Here is a 16,624-nt window from a genome sequence, read left to right on the forward strand (position 1 = left end):
TCAGCTCAGCCTGCGGACGAACTCCCCCACCGCCTCCGTCACATCCTCCGCGCTCCACGCCAGCCCGGGCTCCGCGACCGTCACCTCGGTCAGCGACACTCCCGGCACCCCGCCCGGCGCGGGATGGAAGCGGCTGAACAGCACCACGCCCGTCTCCTCCGCCTGGACGAGCGCCGCCTCCGACAGCACATCCGCCTCGTACGGCAGCCACACCTGGAACTGGTGGGTGTGCGGCGCCTCGGGGTTGACCCGGAACCAGGGCACGCCCGCCGCCCGGAACCCGTCCGCCAGCCCCGCGGCGACCACCTTCGCGTGTGCGACGTACGAGGCCAGCCTGGGCAGTTCACGCTCCAGGCCCAGCAGGGCCGACAGGGCGGCGGGGTACTGCTGGAACAGCTGGCCGCCGTACCGGTGGCGCCAGGTCCTCGCCTCGTCGATCAGCGAGGCCGGGCCCGCGAGAACGGCGCCCGAGAGGCCGTCGAGGGACTTGTAGAAGGAGACGTACACGCTGTCCGCGAGCCCCGCGATCTCCGCCAGGCCGCGGCCGAAGTGAGGGGCGCACTCCCAGAGCCGCGCGCCGTCGATATGCACCACCGCATCACGTTCCCTGGCGGCCCCGACGACCGCGACCAGCTCGTCCCAGGACGGGAGGAGGAAGCCGGCGTCGCGCAGCGGCAGTTCCAGCATGAGGGTGCCGAACGGCTCCTCGAAGTCGCGCACCTCGGCGGCCGTCGGCAACCGGGGGGCGGACGTCGGATGGACGGTGCGCAGCCCGCTGACCGCTCCGAACGCCCCCCGCTCGTGCAGCTCCGGGTGGGCCATCGGATGCAGTGCCACCACCGGGTCTCCGGTACGCCCGGCCCAGCAGCGCAGCGCGACCTGCTGCGCCATCGTGCCGGTCGGGAAGAAGGCCGCGGCCGGGAATCCGAGCAGCCCGGCCACCCGCTGCTCCAGCTCGGCGACGACCCCGTCGCCGTAGATGTCCACCGGCGCGTCCATGTCGTACACCGCGCCCGCGCCGGCAGCCAGCGCGGCCAGCCGTTCGCCCAGCGTGGCCATGGCGGACGGCCACGCCAGCACCCGGTCCGCGCCCCGCATCGCGGCGATCCTGCGCTGCCGCCGGGCCTGCTCGTCCCCGTCGCGCTCGCCCCCGTGCTGCTCGTCCGCCGACCGGTCGCCCGGTCCCGCCCCGGTGGTGTCTGCCTCGTTCGTCATCGTCCGATCATCACCCACAGCCTGTGGACAGTCAGGAGGCCCCCCGAATCCTGGGCGTAGCATGACGGGGAAATCGTCCGGTACCCCTCGCGGACTGGAACGGAAGGCCTCTCTCGTGACCCCATCAGCAGAATCCCGCCCGGCGCGGCTCACCGTCGGCGTGGTCGGGGCGGGCCGGGTGGGCCCCGCGCTCGCCGCGGCGCTCCAGCTCGCCGGGCACCGCCCGGTCGCCGCGTCCGGTGTGTCCGACGCGTCCGTGCGCAGGGCCGCGGTCCTGCTCCCCGATGTCCCCCTCGTCCCCCCGGCCGAGGTGCTGGCCCGCGCCGAGCTGGTCCTGCTGACCGTGCCCGACGACGCGCTCCCCGCCCTGGTGGAGGGCCTGGCCGAGACCGGCGCCGTCCGGCCGGGACAGCTCCTGGTCCATACGTCGGGGCGGTTCGGCACCGGAGTGCTCGCCCCCGCGCTGCGCGCCGGAGCCCTGCCGCTCGCACTGCACCCGGCGATGACCTTCACCGGCACCTCGGTGGACGTCCAGCGGCTGGCAGGCTGCTCCTTCGGCGTGACGGCCCCCGAAGAGCTGCGGCTGGCCGCCGAGGCGCTGGTCATCGAGATGGGCGGCGAGCCCGAGTGGATCGCGGAGGAGGCCCGCCCGCTCTACCACGCGGCGCTCGCCCTCGGGGCGAACCACCTGGTCACCCTGGTCGCCCAGTCGATGGAGCTGCTGAGCACGGCAGGGGTCGCGGCCCCCGACCGGATGCTAGGACCGCTCCTCGGCGCCGCGCTCGACAACGCTCTCAGGTCCGGCGACGCCGCTCTGACCGGCCCGGTCGCCCGCGGTGACGCGGGCACGGTCGCCGCGCACATCGAGGAGTTGCGCCGGCACGCACCGCAGGCGGTCGCCGGTTACCTGGCGATGGCCCGTACGACCGCGGACCGCGCCCTCGCGCACGGACTGCTCAAGCCGGAGCTGGCCGAGGACCTGCTGGGTGTCCTCGCTGACGGGGAGACGCGATGACCACGACCGCAATGCTGCACACGGCCGCGGAGCTGAACGCCCTGCCGGGCGGACGGACGGGCGCGGCCGTGCCGCAGTCCGCCACGCCCCGGGCCGTCGTGATGACGATGGGCGCCCTGCACGAGGGCCACGCCACGCTCGTCCGCGCGGCCAGGGAGCAGGTGGGCGCGGCCGGCCAGGTCGTCGTGACGGTCTTCGTCAACCCGCTGCAGTTCGGCGCGGGTGAAGACATCGACCGCTACCCGCGCACGCTGGAGGCGGACCTCGCCGTCGCCGAACTGGCCGGAGCGGACATCGTCTTCGCCCCCGCGGCCGACGAGGTCTACCCGGGCGGTGAGCCCCAGGTCCGGATCGCCGCGGGCCCGATGGGGGAGCGCTTCGAAGGCGCGGCACGCCCCGGCCACTTCGACGGCATGCTCACCGTCGTCGCCAAGCTCCTGCACCTCACCCGCCCCGATGTCGCGCTGTTCGGCCAGAAGGACGCCCAACAGCTCGCGCTGGTACGGCGGATGGCGCGCGACCTCGACTTCCCGGTCGGAATCGTCGGCGTCCCCACCGTCCGCGAGCCGGACGGGCTGGCGATGTCCAGCCGCAACCGCTTCCTCTCCGCCGGGGACCGCACCACCGCGCTGGCCCTCTCCCGTGCGCTGTTCGCGGGCCGCGACGCCCTCGCCGCCTCCGGCCACGCCACCCCCGCGGCCGTGCGCGCCGCCGCGATGGCCGTCCTCGACGCGGCGGCGCTCTCCCCCGACTACCTGTCCCTGATCGACCCGTCCGACTTCACCGAGGCCGCCGGGGAGCACCGGGGCGAGGCCGTCCTCGCGGTCGCCGCCCGGGTCGGTACGACACGCCTCATCGACAACATCCCGCTGACCTTCGGGGAACCACAGTGACCGGAACCGGAATACGCCTGCACGCCCCAGCCCCCGGCTGGGAGATCGAGGCCGACGTCGTCATCGTCGGATCCGGCGTGGCCGGCCTGACCACCGCGCTGCGCTGCACCGCGGCAGGGCTGCGCACCGTCGTCGTGACCAAGGCCCGTCTCGACGACGGCTCGACCCGCTGGGCGCAGGGCGGCATCGCGGCGGCGCTCGGCGAGGGCGACACCCCCCAGCAGCACCTCGACGACACGCTGGTCGCCGGGGCCGGGCTCTGCGACGAGGCGGCGGTCCGCACCCTGGTCACCGAGGGCCCCGACGCCGTACGCAGGCTCATCGCGACCGGCGCGCACTTCGACAAGGACGAGACCGGCGGCATCGCGCTCACCCGGGAGGGCGGCCACCACCGCCGCCGCATCGCCCACGCGGGCGGCGACGCCACCGGCGCGGAGATCTCCCGCGCCCTGGTCGGCGCGGTCCGCGCCGCCGCGCTGCGCACCGTGGAGAACGCCCTGGTCCTGGACCTCCTCACGGACGCCGGCGGCCGCACTGCGGGCGTCACGCTGCACGTCATGGGAGAGGGCCAGCACGACGGCGTCGGCGCGGTCCGCGCACCCGCCGTCGTGCTGGCCACCGGCGGCATGGGCCAGATCTTCTCCGCGACGACCAACCCGGCCGTCTCCACGGGCGACGGCGTGGCCCTCGCGCTCCGGGCGGGCGCCGAGGTCTCCGACCTGGAGTTCGTGCAGTTCCACCCGACGGTGCTCTTCCTCGGCGCGGGCGCCGAGGGCCAGCAGCCGCTCGTCTCCGAAGCGGTACGGGGCGAGGGCGCCCATCTCGTCGACGCCGACGGGGTCCGCTTCATGACAGGGCAGCACGAGCTGGCCGAGCTGGCCCCCCGCGACATCGTGGCGAAGGCCATCACCCGCCGCATGCAGGAGCACGGCACCGAGCACATGTACCTCGACGCCCGGCACTTCGGCGCCGAGATGTGGGAGCAGCGCTTCCCGACCATCCTGGCCGCCTGCCGCAGCCACGGCATCGACCCGGTGACCGAGCCGGTCCCCGTCGCCCCTGCCGCGCACTACGCGTCGGGCGGCGTCCGCACCGACCTGCACGGCCGCACCACCGTCCCCGGTCTGTACGCCTGCGGCGAGGTCGCCTGCACCGGCGTGCACGGGGCGAACCGGCTCGCGTCCAACTCCCTCCTGGAGGGCCTGGTCTTCGCCGAGCGCATCGCCGACGACATCGCAGCCGCAGCCGCAGCCGCAGCCGCAGCGACAGAGGCGCCCGTGCCGTCCACGGTGCACACCCCGGAGCCCGTCCCGCCCGCCGCGCCGGGCACGCTCCCGCTCCTCGCCCCCGAGGCCCGGATCCGTATCCAGCGCATCATGACGGCCGGCGCCGGAGTGCTCCGCTCGGCGCAGAGCCTCGCCGGGGCGGCGGACGGCCTGGAGGCGATCCGCGCCGAAGCGGAGGCCGAGGCAGCAGCCGAGGCCGTGGCCGAAGCGGCGGCGGGCGCCGCGATGGACGCGGCGGCGGCCGGAGCCCCCGAAGCGCTGCCCGCCATCGCGCTGAAGCCCGCCGAAGCCGGCGTCGAGGCCTGGGAGGCGACCAACCTCCTCTGTGTCGCCCGCGTCCTCACCGCCGCGGCGCAGCGCCGCGAGGAGACCCGCGGCTGCCACTGGCGCGAGGACCACGCGGACCGTGACGACACCGGCTGGCGCCGTCACCTCGTCGTACGGCTGCGCCCCGACCGTTCGCTCGCCGTGCACACCACGGACAGCGCCGACTTCCCCCCGACCCTCCCTCAGCGTCCCCAGGAGCAGTGACCGTGACCACCCCCGACCTTCCCCTCCACCGGATCGGCGACGACGCCGCGAGCGCCGGGTCCGCTGGCGGCTGCGGTGACGCCTGCGCCTGTGGCAGCGACGGCTACGACGACGCCGACCCCATGGAGTGCGGTCTCGACCCCGCACTCGCCGGACTCCTGGCCGCTTCGGGCCTCGACCCGGTCCTGGTCGAGGACATCGCGCACCTCGCCATCGACGAGGACCTCGACGGGGGAGTCGACGTGACGAGCGTCGCGACCGTCCCCGCCGACGCCGTCGCCACCGGCGACTTCACCGCGCGCGAGGCCGGTACGGTCGCGGGCCTGCGGGTCGCCGAGGCGGTGCTCTCCATCGTCTGCACCGAGGCCTTCGAGGTCGAGCGGCACGTCGAGGACGGCGCACGCGTCGCCGCCGGCCAGAAGCTGCTCTCGGTCACCACCCGCACCCGCGACCTGCTGACCGCCGAGCGCAGCGCGCTCAACCTGCTGTGCCGGCTCTCCGGCATCGCGACCGCCACCCGCGCCTGGGCCGACGTGCTGGAAGGCACCAAGGCGCAGGTGCGTGACACCCGCAAGACCACTCCGGGGCTGCGCGCCCTGGAGAAGTACGCGGTGCGCTGCGGCGGCGGCGTCAACCACCGGATGTCCCTCTCCGACGCGGCCCTGGTCAAGGACAACCACGTGGTCGCGGCGGGCGGGGTCGCCGAGGCGTTCAAGCTCGTCCGCGCCGAGTTCCCCGAGCTGGCCATCGAGGTCGAGGTGGACACGCTCGCCCAGGTCACCGAGGTGCTGGACGCGGGCGCCGACCTGATCCTGCTGGACAACTTCACCCCGGCGCAGACCGCGGAGGCCGTCGCGCTCGTCGCCGGGCGCGCGCTCCTGGAGTCCTCGGGCCGGCTCACCCTGGAGACGGCCCGGGCCTACGCCGAGACGGGCGTGGACCACCTGGCGGTCGGCGGGCTCACGCACTCGTCGCCGATCCTCGACATCGGTCTCGACCTGCGCGAGGCGGAGTAACCATGCTGCTCACCATCGACGTCGGCAACACCCACACCGTCCTCGGCCTGTTCGACGGGGACGAGATCGTCGAGCACTGGCGCATCTCCACCGACGCCCGCCGCACCGCCGACGAACTCGCCGTGCTCCTCCAGGGTCTGATGGGGATGCATCCGCTGCTGGGCCGCGGGCTCGGCGACGGCATCGAGGGGATCGCGGTCTGCTCGACCGTCCCCTCCGTCCTGCACGAGCTGCGCGAGGTGACCCGCCGCTACTACGGCGACGTCCCGGCCGTGCTGGTCGAGCCCGGCATCAGGACGGGCGTCCCGATCCTGGTCGACAACCCGAAGGAGGTCGGCGCGGACCGCATCATCAACGCGGTCGCCGCCGTCGAGCTCTACGGCGGCCCGGCCGTCGTCGTCGACTTCGGTACGGCGACGACCTTCGACGCGGTGTCGGCGCGCGGCGAGTACACCGGCGGTGTCATCGCCCCGGGCATCGAGATCTCGGTCGAGGCGCTCGGTGTGAAGGGCGCCCAGCTCCGCAAGATCGAGCTGGCCCGCCCGCGCAGCGTGATCGGCAAGAACACCGTGGAGGCCATGCAGTCCGGCATCATCTACGGCTTCGCCGGGCAGGTCGACGGCGTGGTGAACCGGATGGCCCGCGAGCTCGCCGACGATCCGGCGGACGTCACGGTCATCGCCACCGGCGGTCTCGCGCCGATGGTGCTCAGCGAGGCCACCGTCATCGACGAGCACGAGCCGTGGCTGACACTGATCGGCCTTCGCCTGGTGTACGAGCGCAACATCGCCCGGCTGTGAGCCGGTAGCCGTACAGCCGCAGGGACCGGGGGCGGCGCGGCGGAGCGACCCGTCCCCCGCCGCGCCGCCACCGGTCCATTAAGCAGATATTGCCCCTTTAGTACGTATCGTCGTTCCATGCCCACGCCCTACGGATCCCGAGGCGGCATGGCTTTCAGTGCGGACGAGCTGCGTGTGCTCCGACGCGCCCTTGCCATCGCCCTCAACCCGACCCCCGTCGCAGAAGAGGACGTCCAGGACTGTCTGCGTCTCGCCGAGTCCGTGGACGAGACCATCGCGGAGGCCGGCCGGCTGCGCGCCTTCCTCCTGGCGGACCTCGCCCGGTACCGCGGCGCGCTGCCCGGCGCGGCCCGCAGCTACACGGAACTGCTCCAGGACGCCCTGGCGGCCGGATACGACCCCCGCCCCGAGGACCTCGCCGCTCTGCGCACCCTGCGCGGTGTGCCGTCGGGCGACGCCCTGCTGAGGCGCTGCCGTGCGCTCGCCGAGCAGTCGGTACGCGCCCGGCTGGCGGGCCGTGCCGTGGCACCGGGCCCGCGCACCCGGCTGCTCGCGCTGCCCGGCGGCCGCACACCGGACGAAGGGGAGCAGCCGAAGCGCCCGGCGCCGGCCAAGGAGCCTGTCCGGCCCCGTCCGGCCCCCAAGCCGTCCGAGGTCTTCCCCCCGCGCCGCAAGCCCGCGGCGCCCCCCGCAGAACACTCGATGACCGGATGAGTGAGGTGTCCGGCGCTTCCCGGCGACCCGCCGGGAAGCGCCGGACACCCCCGGCTACTCTGTCCGTATGGACTACGTTTCCGCGCTTGTGCCCCCCGTGGTGATGGCCGTGTTCTTCACCCTCGTCGTCAGGACGATCGTGAAGACCCAGGGCGGCCCGAACAAGGCCAAGGAAGACGCGGCCGTGGACGAGGTGCTCGCCCGCGCCGAGGCCGCGGTTCAGCCGACGGGCGGCAGCGCCGCCTGACGGCGCACGTGCCCGGAGGGCGTACGGCCCATTTCGCGCCGTACGCCCTTTTCTGTGTTTTCTGCGTGAATAACCAGCTATTCGTGACATCTCGCACTATGGTGCAGAGGTGCCCCGTCAATTGGGAGAGCTGGAAGACGCCGTCATGTCACGCGTCTGGGAGTGGAACCGTCCGGTCACCGTCCGGGAAGTCCTGGAAGACCTCGAACGCGACCGGACCATCGCCTACACCACCGTGATGACCGTATTGGACAATCTCCATCAGAAGGGCTGGGTACGCCGGGAAGTGGACGGCCGTGCCTATAGATATACGGCGGTCTCCACCCGCGCCGCCTACTCGGCCGCACTGATGAACGAAGCCTGGTCGACGAACGACAACTCCGCGGCCGCGCTTGTCGCCTTCTTCGCCATGATGTCCTCCGAGCAACGCGATGCGCTCCGTGATGCTTTGCGCATCGTTCAGGGGGATGCGGACCGCGATGACCGTGACGGGGACGCGGGGCGATAACGTCTTGCGCATGTCAGGTACGCATGCAAAAGCCCTCACCGTCCGCAGAGCCAGGACCAGCGATGTGGCGGCGGTGCGCGGTCTCCTCGATGCGTACGTGCGCGAACGGATCCTGCTCGACAAAGCCACGGTGACGCTTTACGAGTCCATCCAGGAGTTCTGGGTCGCGGAACGCGACGACGACGCGAGGGTGGTCGGCTGCGGAGCACTCCACGTGATGTGGGAAGACCTCGCGGAAGTACGCACTCTCGCGGTGGACCGCGAGTTCAAGGGCGCCGGAGTGGGCCACCAGGTGCTGGCGAAGCTCTTGCAGACCGCGCGTTGGATCGGTGTGCGCCGGGTATTCTGCCTGACCTTCGAAGTCGACTTCTTCGCGAAGCACGGCTTCACCGAGATCGGTGAGACTCCCGTCGACGGAGATGTCTACAGCGAGCTGCTGCGTTCCTATGACGAGGGAGTCGCAGAGTTCCTCGGTCTCGAACGGGTGAAGCCGAACACCTTGGGCAACAGCCGGATGCTTCTGCACCTGTGACGGTCACTTCGCGCCGGAACCCTATGTCCGAATCGCGCATGTTTCCCGTCTTCTTGCACTCCTGAACCTCTGCCGGGGGTTTGTGTTTTCCAGGGAAAAGCGGTTTCCTTTCCGCGTACTGAATTTTTCGATGAAAGGAAATCCCGGTGGCACAGAAGGTTCAGGTCCTTCTTGTCGATGACCTCGACGGCGGCGAGGCGGACGAGACAGTGACGTTCGCTCTGGATGGCAAGACGTACGAGATCGACCTCACCACCGCGAACGCGGACAAGCTCCGCACGCTGCTGGAGCCGTACGCCAAGGGCGGCCGGCGCACCGGCGGCCGTGGCACCAGTGGCCGCGGCAAGGCCCGTATCGCTGTCGGCGGCAACAAGGACACCGCCGAGATTCGCAAGTGGGCCAAGGAGAACGGTTACAACGTGAATGACCGCGGCCGTGTGCCCGCGGACATCCGTGAGGCCTACGAGAAGGCCAACGGCTGATTCCCGGGAGGTCCGGGGTTCGCACCCCGGACAGTCGCACCGCGAGCCCCGGGGGGCGCCCCCCGGAAAGCAGCGATATGCGCCATCCGGGCCCGGTGGCATTCCGTCGCCGCCGCTTCCACGAGTCGTACCAGGTCGGGAGCGCCGCCCCGCTCCCCGAACCGGCTGAACACGGGCAGGGCCGGCTCCACATCCCGCCCCGGCTCGGGGGGTCGCAACCAGCGGGCGGCCCCCTGTACGCCGCACGGGCCGGGAAGCGCGGGGGCCGCGATCGTGCCGCCCGTACCGACGGCGCTCAGATCCAGAGCGATCCCGCCCCACTCCAGCCAGTCGAGCAGCCCCGGCAGCTCGTCCGCGCTGCCCGCGGCCACCAGCAGCCGCACCCGGGAGCCGTCCAGGGCCACCGGCCCCGTACCGGGCATCCTGCGCAGCAGTGCGAATCCGGCATCGGACGGCAGGTCGAGTACGTCGAAACGCAGCCCGGTCAGCAGCCGGACCGGCGGCCCTGCCAGCGCGGCCCAGCCCAGCCGGGATTCGTACCAGCGGAGCGTGGTGTCGCCGCTTCCGGTGATGGCGTGCGTACGGTCGGCCGGTTCGCGGGGGGACGGAACGATGAAGGCCATGACTGAGCAACTCCCGCACTGCGCCGGAGTTACGGAGAGCTTCCTCTTGATTGCGTTCTGTCGATGAACAAGAGGCGTGCGGAGGTGTTCGGCGGCGCGAAGATGTTCGCCCGTAGCTGATGGGGACCGTCGCACGCCGCATGGACTGTCAGTGTCTGCGGGTAAGACATACCTAGTGGGGAGGGGCGACACGCGGTTCGGGCGGTCTCACGTTCGCCATCGGCGTACTGGAGACAGGGGTATCTGCCTGGCCTGCGGGAACATCGTCTCGCACCATCGGGTTGAGGCAGTTGTCGGCTGTTCGGGCCGGAGGCCAAGGACGGGTGTCGGCAGTTGGAATGAGCTGTCCCGCCCCGCGGGACTAGCATGCGGAAGGACTGGGAGGGGACCGACCCCTCGCTGCCCGACCGCTCTGAGGAGCGATTAACGATGTTCGAGAGGTTCACCGACCGCGCGCGGCGGGTTGTCGTCCTGGCTCAGGAAGAAGCCCGGATGCTCAACCACAACTACATCGGCACCGAGCACATTCTCCTGGGCCTTATCCATGAGGGTGAGGGTGTCGCCGCTAAGGCCCTGGAGAGCCTCGGGATTTCGCTCGAGGCGGTCCGCCAGCAGGTGGAGGAGATCATCGGTCAGGGGCAGCAGGCCCCGTCCGGCCACATCCCCTTCACCCCTCGTGCCAAGAAGGTCCTGGAGCTGTCGCTCCGGGAGGCTCTTCAGCTCGGCCACAACTACATCGGTACGGAGCACATCCTGCTCGGCCTGATCCGCGAGGGCGAGGGCGTCGCAGCCCAGGTCCTCGTGAAGCTGGGCGCCGATCTGAACCGGGTCAGGCAGCAGGTCATCCAGCTGCTCTCCGGTTACCAGGGCAAGGAGACCGCCGCCGCAGGCGGTCCCGCCGAGGGCACGCCCTCGACCTCGCTCGTCCTGGACCAGTTCGGCCGCAACCTCACCCAGGCTGCCCGCGAATCCAAGCTCGACCCGGTCATCGGGCGCGAGAAGGAGATCGAGCGGGTCATGCAGGTGCTGTCGCGCCGCACCAAGAACAACCCGGTCCTCATCGGCGAGCCCGGCGTCGGAAAGACGGCGGTCGTCGAAGGACTGGCGCAGGCCATCGTCAAGGGCGAGGTGCCCGAGACCCTCAAGGACAAGCACCTCTACACCCTCGACCTCGGTGCGCTCGTCGCCGGTTCCCGCTACCGCGGTGACTTCGAGGAGCGGCTGAAGAAGGTCCTCAAGGAGATCCGCACCCGCGGCGACATCATCCTGTTCATCGACGAGCTCCACACCCTGGTGGGTGCGGGCGCCGCCGAGGGCGCGATCGACGCGGCTTCGATCCTGAAGCCGATGCTCGCCCGTGGAGAGCTCCAGACCATCGGTGCCACCACGCTGGACGAGTACCGCAAGCACCTGGAGAAGGACGCGGCGCTCGAACGCCGCTTCCAGCCGATCCAGGTGGCGGAGCCCTCGCTCCCGCACACCATCGAGATCCTCAAGGGTCTCCGGGACCGCTACGAGGCCCACCACCGTGTCTCCATCACGGACGAGGCCCTGGTGCAGGCCGCCACGCTGGCGGACCGGTACATCTCGGACCGCTTCCTGCCGGACAAGGCGATCGACCTGATCGACGAGGCCGGCTCCCGGATGCGCATCCGCCGGATGACCGCGCCGCCGGACCTCCGCGAGTTCGACGAGAAGATCGCGAACGTCCGCCGCGACAAGGAGTCGGCCATCGACTCCCAGGACTTCGAGAAGGCAGCTTCACTCCGTGACAAGGAGAAGCAGCTGCTGGCCGCGAAGACCAAGCGCGAGAAGGAGTGGAAGGCCGGCGACATGGACGTCGTCGCCGAGGTCGACGGCGAGCTGATCGCCGAAGTCCTGGCCACGGCCACCGGTATCCCGGTCTTCAAGCTCACCGAGGAGGAGTCCTCGCGGCTGCTCCGCATGGAGGACGAGCTCCACAAGCGCGTCATCGGGCAGAAGGACGCCATCAAGGCCCTGTCGCAGGCGATCCGCCGTACGCGGGCCGGCCTCAAGGACCCGAAGCGCCCCGGTGGCTCGTTCATCTTCGCCGGTCCGTCCGGTGTCGGTAAGACCGAGCTCTCCAAGACGCTCGCCGAATTCCTCTTCGGCGACGAGGACGCACTGATCTCCCTCGACATGTCGGAGTTCAGCGAGAAGCACACGGTTTCCCGTCTCTTCGGTTCTCCCCCCGGTTACGTGGGTTACGAAGAGGGCGGCCAGCTCACCGAGAAGGTGCGCAGGAAGCCGTTCTCGGTCGTTCTCTTCGACGAGGTCGAGAAGGCCCACCCCGATATCTTCAATTCCCTGCTCCAGATTCTGGAGGACGGTCGTCTGACCGACTCCCAGGGCCGAGTGGTGGACTTCAAGAACACGGTCATCATCATGACGACCAACCTCGGGACCCGGGACATCTCCAAGGGCTTCAACCTCGGCTTCGCGGCCCAGGGTGACGTCAAGACCGGATACGACCGGATGAAGGCCAAGGTCAACGAGGAGCTGAAGCAGCACTTCCGCCCCGAGTTCCTGAACCGTGTCGATGACACGGTGGTCTTCCACCAGCTGACCGAGGAAGACATCATCCAGATCGTCGACCTCATGATCGACAAGGTCGACGAGCGGCTGCGCGACCGGGACATGGGCCTTGAGCTCAGCCCGGACGCCAAGTCGCTGCTCGCCAAGCACGGCTACGACCCGGTGATGGGCGCGCGTCCGCTGCGGCGCACGATCCAGCGCGAGATCGAGGACATCCTCTCCGAGAAGATCCTCTTCGGTGAGCTGCGCCCCGGTCACATCGTGGTCGTCGGCGTCGAGGGCGAGGGTGACGACAGGAAGTTCACCTTCCGCGGCGAGGAGAAGTCGGCGCTGCCCGACGCTCCTCCGATCGAGCAGGCGGCAGGTGGCTCCGGCCCGAACATGACGAAGGACGTCTGACGCTGATGCGTTGAGCGGCCCAGGCAGAAGAGGGCGGCCCCGGAACCGAATCGGTTCCGGGGCCGCCCTTTTTCTGTGCCTGGGCGCCTGGGTGCCTGGGTGCCTGGGTGCCTGGGTGCCTGGGCGCCGCGGGCCGCAGGTGTGTGTCCGCGTACCGCCGTGCCGCAAGTGGCGCCATGCCGCTGTGCCCGCGCCCCGCGCCCCGGGCACGCCGTGTGTCCTGCCTGGTTCTGCCTGGTTCTGCCCCGGGCCCCGGTCGTCCCGCCCGCTGTGTGGCCGCAGCGGCCGGACCCACCGTCCCCGTCCAGCAGCGCACCCATCGGTGTGCACCCATCCATGCGCTCCTCCATGCATCTATCTGTCACGTAATAGCCCGTTTTCAGCCTTCCTTCCTGCTGGCTTCGCGTGGTCTGTGACCGCCCGGACCGGCCGCCGAAGGTCCCGAAACGGACAGGCGTTGGTCCCCCGCTGGTGACATGGGCCACAGGGGTGTTTTGGCCTACTAGCCGGAATAGGAGATGCGGCGATGGCGACGGCCGGGCCTTCCGGGCCGGGGTGGCCGGGACTTTCGGCCCGCGCGGCGAGCGGCCCGCGCCGGAGCGGTCCCTGCGGGGCCGAGCTGCGGATATGTGTCCTCGCGCGGGCCGGTGGCGAGGCACGGGGAGGGTCTCGGCCGTGCGATCCGCTGTGACTTCTGCGGCGCCGCCCCTACGGTGCGATGTCGTAGATGGGCGTTTTGGGAGCTACGTCGGATGAGTTACCAATGAGTGGTCAGCCCGACCTGTTCGGTTGGGTCCCCTTACGTACGGAGATCTCACGTATGCAGAAGCACACCACGTCCCTCGTGTCCCGCCGGTCCCCGCTTCGCACCCGCGCTGCGGTCGTAGCCGCCGGGCTCGGAGTGTCGGTCGCGCTGGGTGCAGGGGTCGCGGGCGCTGCCGACGCACACTCGGCCTCCGTGGCCGACGGGAACACCAACGTCGCGACCGCGCTCGCCCACCAGGCCGGTGCCCAGGCGAAGGCCGCAGAGCACACCGCCAAGACGGCCAAGGCCACTGAGGCCGCCAAGATCGCCAAGGCGAAGAAGAGCGCCAACGCGTGGATCGCGCCCGTCACGCACCCCGTGATCGGTGAGCCCTTCGGCGAGGCCGGCCACATGTGGTCCCACAAGCACTCGGGCCAGGACTTCGTCGTCCCGACCGGTACCTCGGTCATGGCCGTGCACGGCGGCACCGTCGTGAAGGCCGGCCCCAACGGTGGCGGTGACGGCCCGGCGTACGGCAACGCGGTCGTGATCAAGCACAGCGACAACACGTACTCGCAGTACGCGCACCTGTCGCAGATCGACGTCCACATCGGCCAGACCGTGAAGACCGGTGAGGTCATCGCGAAGTCCGGTGCGACCGGCAATGTGACCGGCCCGCACCTGCACTTCGAGATCCGCACGGGTCCGGACTACGGCTCGGGCTACAACCCGATGCCGTTCCTGAAGGCCCACGGCATCAAGTTCTGACCGGCCGGGGCGGGCCTACCGCCCCGAGCCCGCGTCCAGATGGGCCTGGGTCATGAGTTCGGTGGCGACCTCCAGGACAGCCTTGCGCTTGTCCTCGGGGTCGCCTTCGGCGTCTTTCAGCGCGAACGATCCCGCGTGCATGGTGAAGAGCGCGCTGAAGCAGCGGACCTGATCGGTCAGTGACGCGTCAGGCGCTCTGACCAGGTCGAGCAGGAGCAGCATCCGGTCCTTGAAGTTCTCCCCGACGCTCAGCTCGCGCACTGTCCCCTGGTTCTCCTGCATGAAGCGGAAGAGCGGGGCCGCGCCGGTGAGCGCTTCGCTGTAGCGGTGCAGGACCTCTTTCTTCGTCTCCAGGCTGCGGGGCTGGGTCTGGCCCCACGCGATCACCTCGTCGATGGGGGCCGAGAGATCCCGGAAGAGACTGATGAGGATGTCTTCCTTGGTCTTGAAGTGGTAGTAGAGAGCCGCCTTGGTGACGTCCAGCTTCTCGGCGATCTCCCGTAGCGAGGTCTTCTCGTACCCCTGCTCGACGAAGAGCTCCAGCGCGACATCCTGGATGCGCTGGCGGGTGTTGCCTCTGCTGCTCATGGTGCTCTCCCGCGATACTTACTTGACGCCCGGCTAGTTACGAGACTACCTTCTCTCACTGTAGTCAACTAGCCGGGCGGCAAGTAAGTATCGGATGGCCCGGCAGTTCCAGGGGAGTGGTGGGGTACGTGTCGGAAACCGCAGAACTGTCGAGAGCAGAGGCAGGAGGCAAAGCCGAGCCACAGCCTCGCAGCGTCCGGGTCGTGCTGTTCGCGCTGATGATCGCCATGTTGCTCGCGATGCTCGACAACATGATCGTGAACACGGCGATGCCGACCATCGTGGGGGAGCTGGGCGGTCTGGCACATCTGTCCTGGGTGGTGACCGCGTACACGCTGGCAACGGCGGCGTCCACGCCCATCTGGGGCAAGGTCGGGGACATGTACGGGCGCAAGGGCGCCTTCCTCGCCTCCATCGTGATCTTCCTGATCGGCTCCGCGCTGAGCGGTATGGCCCAGGACATGAGCCAGCTGATCGGTTTCCGGGCCATCCAGGGCCTCGGCGCCGGTGGTCTGATGGTCGGCGTCATGGCGATCATCGGCGACCTGATTCCGCCGCGTGAGCGCGGCAAGTACCAGGGCATGATGGCCGGCGTCATGGCGGTCGCGATGATCGGCGGACCGCTCGTCGGCGGCGCCATCACCGACCACCTCGGCTGGCGCTGGACCTTCTACATCAACCTCCCGCTGGGCGCCGTCGCGCTCGCGATGGTCACGACCGTGCTGCACCTGCCCAAGAAGCGGGCCAGGGGGCGTATCGACTATCTGGGCACGGTGCTGCTGACCATCGGCATCGTCTCGATCGTGCTGGTCACGACCTGGGGCGGTTCGGAGTACGCCTGGGGTTCGGCCGTCATCATGGAGCTCATCTTCATCGGCGTCGCCGCACTGATCGGGTTCGTCTTCTGGGAGACCAAGGCCGCCGAGCCGATCGTGCCGCTGCACATCTTCCGCAACCGCAACTTCTCGCTGATGTCGGTCATCGGCTTCCTGACCGGCTTCGTGATGTTCGGCGCGATGCTCTTCCTGCCGCTGTTCCAGCAGTCGGTCCAGGGCGCGTCCGCGACCAACTCGGGCCTGCTCCTGATGCCCATGCTGCTGGCGATGATGGCCGTCTCGCTCGTCGCGGGCCGGGTCACCACCAACACCGGCAAGTACAAGGCCTTCCCGATCGCGGGCGGCGCACTGATGGTGGTCGGGCTCTACCTGCTGTCGACGATGGACGTACACACCACGCGGCTCACGACCGGCGTGTACATGGCCGTGGTCGGTGCCGGTATGGGCTTCCTGATGCAGATCACCATGCTGGTCGCGCAGAACAGCGTGGAGATGAAGGACATGGGCGTCGCCTCGTCCTCGACCACCCTCTTCCGTACGCTCGGCTCCTCCTTCGGCGTCTCGATCATGGGCGCGCTCTTCACCAACAAGGTGCAGGACGAGATGACCGCGCGGATGGGCAAGGGAGCCTCGCTGCCTTCGGCGCAGCTGGACGCGGCGAGCCTGGCCAAGCTGCCCGAGAAGGCCAGGGACGCGTACCAGTTCGCGGTCGCCGCCGGTACCCACGGCGGATTCCTGCTGGGTGCCTTCGCCGGTCTCGCGGTCATCGTGGCGGCGGTCTTCGTCAAGGAAGTGGCGCTGCGCGGTGGCGCGGAGGCCCCCGCACCGGTGCAGGAGCTGTAACTCCCGCACCGCTTCCCGCGGTACGCA

16 protein-coding genes are annotated in these 16,624 nt (G+C 70.2%); 13 read left to right on the forward strand and 3 right to left on the reverse strand.

Annotation, left to right across the window (positions count from 1 at the left end; all coding sequences use genetic code 11):
* On the reverse strand, positions 1–1,215 hold the full coding sequence (locus OG917_RS19560) for a threonine aldolase family protein (RefSeq protein WP_443058985.1): 1,215 nt from the start codon (positions 1,213–1,215) through the stop codon (positions 1–3).
* Between the two features lie 115 nt (positions 1,216–1,330).
* Here OG917_RS19560 and OG917_RS19565 point away from each other — a divergent pair, with 115 nt between their 5' ends.
* The 10 genes from OG917_RS19565 (at position 1,331) to OG917_RS19610 (ending at position 9,239) form a co-directional block, all read left to right on the forward strand.
* A complete protein-coding gene (locus tag OG917_RS19565; RefSeq protein WP_328318907.1) occupies positions 1,331–2,230 on the forward strand; it encodes a Rossmann-like and DUF2520 domain-containing protein in 900 nt (299 codons plus the stop codon).
* Positions 2,227–3,123, forward strand: a complete 897-nt coding sequence (gene panC, locus OG917_RS19570) for a pantoate--beta-alanine ligase (RefSeq protein ID WP_328318908.1) — start codon at positions 2,227–2,229, stop codon at positions 3,121–3,123. The genes OG917_RS19565 and panC overlap by 4 nt, the downstream gene beginning before the upstream one ends.
* Positions 3,120–4,940: an L-aspartate oxidase gene (locus tag OG917_RS19575; protein WP_328318909.1), complete on the forward strand. Its 1,821-nt coding sequence runs from the start codon at positions 3,120–3,122 to the stop codon at positions 4,938–4,940. The genes panC and OG917_RS19575 overlap by 4 nt, the downstream gene beginning before the upstream one ends.
* A gap of 2 nt (positions 4,941–4,942) precedes the next feature.
* Positions 4,943–5,956, forward strand: a complete 1,014-nt coding sequence (nadC, locus tag OG917_RS19580; protein ID WP_328318910.1) for a carboxylating nicotinate-nucleotide diphosphorylase — start codon at positions 4,943–4,945, stop codon at positions 5,954–5,956.
* 2 nt (positions 5,957–5,958) lie between these two features.
* Complete coding sequence (locus tag OG917_RS19585; protein WP_328318911.1) at positions 5,959–6,756, forward strand: type III pantothenate kinase; 798 nt, start codon at positions 5,959–5,961, stop codon at positions 6,754–6,756.
* A 147-nt stretch (positions 6,757–6,903) separates the two neighbouring features.
* Positions 6,904–7,470, forward strand: coding sequence for a hypothetical protein (locus tag OG917_RS19590; RefSeq protein WP_328322021.1), 567 nt, complete (start codon positions 6,904–6,906; stop codon positions 7,468–7,470).
* Between the two features lie 67 nt (positions 7,471–7,537).
* On the forward strand, positions 7,538–7,717 hold the full coding sequence (locus OG917_RS19595) for a hypothetical protein (RefSeq protein ID WP_328318912.1): 180 nt from the start codon (positions 7,538–7,540) through the stop codon (positions 7,715–7,717).
* A gap of 109 nt (positions 7,718–7,826) precedes the next feature.
* Positions 7,827–8,225, forward strand: a complete 399-nt coding sequence (locus tag OG917_RS19600) for a BlaI/MecI/CopY family transcriptional regulator (protein ID WP_328318913.1) — start codon at positions 7,827–7,829, stop codon at positions 8,223–8,225.
* A 10-nt stretch (positions 8,226–8,235) separates the two neighbouring features.
* A complete protein-coding gene (locus OG917_RS19605; protein WP_328318914.1) occupies positions 8,236–8,757 on the forward strand; it encodes an amino-acid N-acetyltransferase in 522 nt (173 codons plus the stop codon).
* A gap of 146 nt (positions 8,758–8,903) precedes the next feature.
* Complete coding sequence (locus tag OG917_RS19610; protein ID WP_164264099.1) at positions 8,904–9,239, forward strand: histone-like nucleoid-structuring protein Lsr2; 336 nt, start codon at positions 8,904–8,906, stop codon at positions 9,237–9,239.
* Here OG917_RS19610 and OG917_RS19615 read toward each other — a convergent pair.
* The gene (locus tag OG917_RS19615; RefSeq protein ID WP_328318915.1) at positions 9,218–9,862 is read right to left on the reverse strand and encodes an SCO3374 family protein; all 645 of its coding nucleotides are present in this window, start codon (positions 9,860–9,862) and stop codon (positions 9,218–9,220) included. The genes OG917_RS19610 and OG917_RS19615 overlap by 22 nt on opposite strands.
* A gap of 429 nt (positions 9,863–10,291) precedes the next feature.
* On the opposite strand from OG917_RS19615, the gene OG917_RS19620 reads away from it, so the two are divergent.
* Both OG917_RS19620 and OG917_RS19625 read left to right on the forward strand, forming a co-directional pair.
* On the forward strand, positions 10,292–12,817 hold the full coding sequence (locus tag OG917_RS19620) for an ATP-dependent Clp protease ATP-binding subunit (RefSeq protein WP_328318916.1): 2,526 nt from the start codon (positions 10,292–10,294) through the stop codon (positions 12,815–12,817).
* An 820-nt stretch (positions 12,818–13,637) separates the two neighbouring features.
* Positions 13,638–14,330 carry a M23 family metallopeptidase gene (locus OG917_RS19625; protein ID WP_328318917.1) on the forward strand — a complete coding sequence of 231 codons (693 nt, stop codon included), beginning with the start codon at positions 13,638–13,640 and terminating at the stop codon, positions 14,328–14,330.
* 15 nt (positions 14,331–14,345) lie between these two features.
* Here OG917_RS19625 and OG917_RS19630 read toward each other — a convergent pair whose 3' ends face one another.
* On the reverse strand, positions 14,346–14,918 hold the full coding sequence (locus tag OG917_RS19630) for a TetR/AcrR family transcriptional regulator (RefSeq protein WP_328318918.1): 573 nt from the start codon (positions 14,916–14,918) through the stop codon (positions 14,346–14,348).
* A gap of 128 nt (positions 14,919–15,046) precedes the next feature.
* Here OG917_RS19630 and OG917_RS19635 point away from each other — a divergent pair, with 128 nt between their 5' ends.
* On the forward strand, positions 15,047–16,597 hold the full coding sequence (locus OG917_RS19635; RefSeq protein WP_328318919.1) for an MDR family MFS transporter: 1,551 nt from the start codon (positions 15,047–15,049) through the stop codon (positions 16,595–16,597).
* Positions 16,598–16,624 lie beyond the last annotated feature (27 nt).

Source organism: Streptomyces sp. NBC_00388, assembly GCF_036061255.1.
Classification (GTDB): Bacteria; Actinomycetota; Actinomycetes; order Streptomycetales; family Streptomycetaceae; genus Streptomyces.

Excerpts from the sequence above, each read along its gene's own strand:
- OG917_RS19560 (WP_443058985.1), bottom strand. The coding sequence starts at position 1,215 with ATGACGAACGAGGCAGACACCACCGGGGCGGGACCGGGCGACCGGTCG.
- panC (WP_328318908.1), top strand. The coding sequence starts at position 2,227 with ATGACCACGACCGCAATGCTGCACACGGCCGCGGAGCTGAACGCCCTG.
- OG917_RS19585 (WP_328318911.1), top strand. The coding sequence starts at position 5,959 with ATGCTGCTCACCATCGACGTCGGCAACACCCACACCGTCCTCGGCCTG.
- OG917_RS19590 (WP_328322021.1), top strand. The coding sequence starts at position 6,904 with ATGGCTTTCAGTGCGGACGAGCTGCGTGTGCTCCGACGCGCCCTTGCC.
- OG917_RS19595 (WP_328318912.1), top strand. The coding sequence starts at position 7,538 with ATGGACTACGTTTCCGCGCTTGTGCCCCCCGTGGTGATGGCCGTGTTC.
- OG917_RS19605 (WP_328318914.1), top strand. The coding sequence starts at position 8,236 with ATGTCAGGTACGCATGCAAAAGCCCTCACCGTCCGCAGAGCCAGGACC.
- OG917_RS19615 (WP_328318915.1), bottom strand. The coding sequence starts at position 9,862 with ATGGCCTTCATCGTTCCGTCCCCCCGCGAACCGGCCGACCGTACGCAC.
- OG917_RS19620 (WP_328318916.1), top strand. The coding sequence starts at position 10,292 with ATGTTCGAGAGGTTCACCGACCGCGCGCGGCGGGTTGTCGTCCTGGCT.
- OG917_RS19625 (WP_328318917.1), top strand. The coding sequence starts at position 13,638 with ATGCAGAAGCACACCACGTCCCTCGTGTCCCGCCGGTCCCCGCTTCGC.
- OG917_RS19630 (WP_328318918.1), bottom strand. The coding sequence starts at position 14,918 with ATGAGCAGCAGAGGCAACACCCGCCAGCGCATCCAGGATGTCGCGCTG.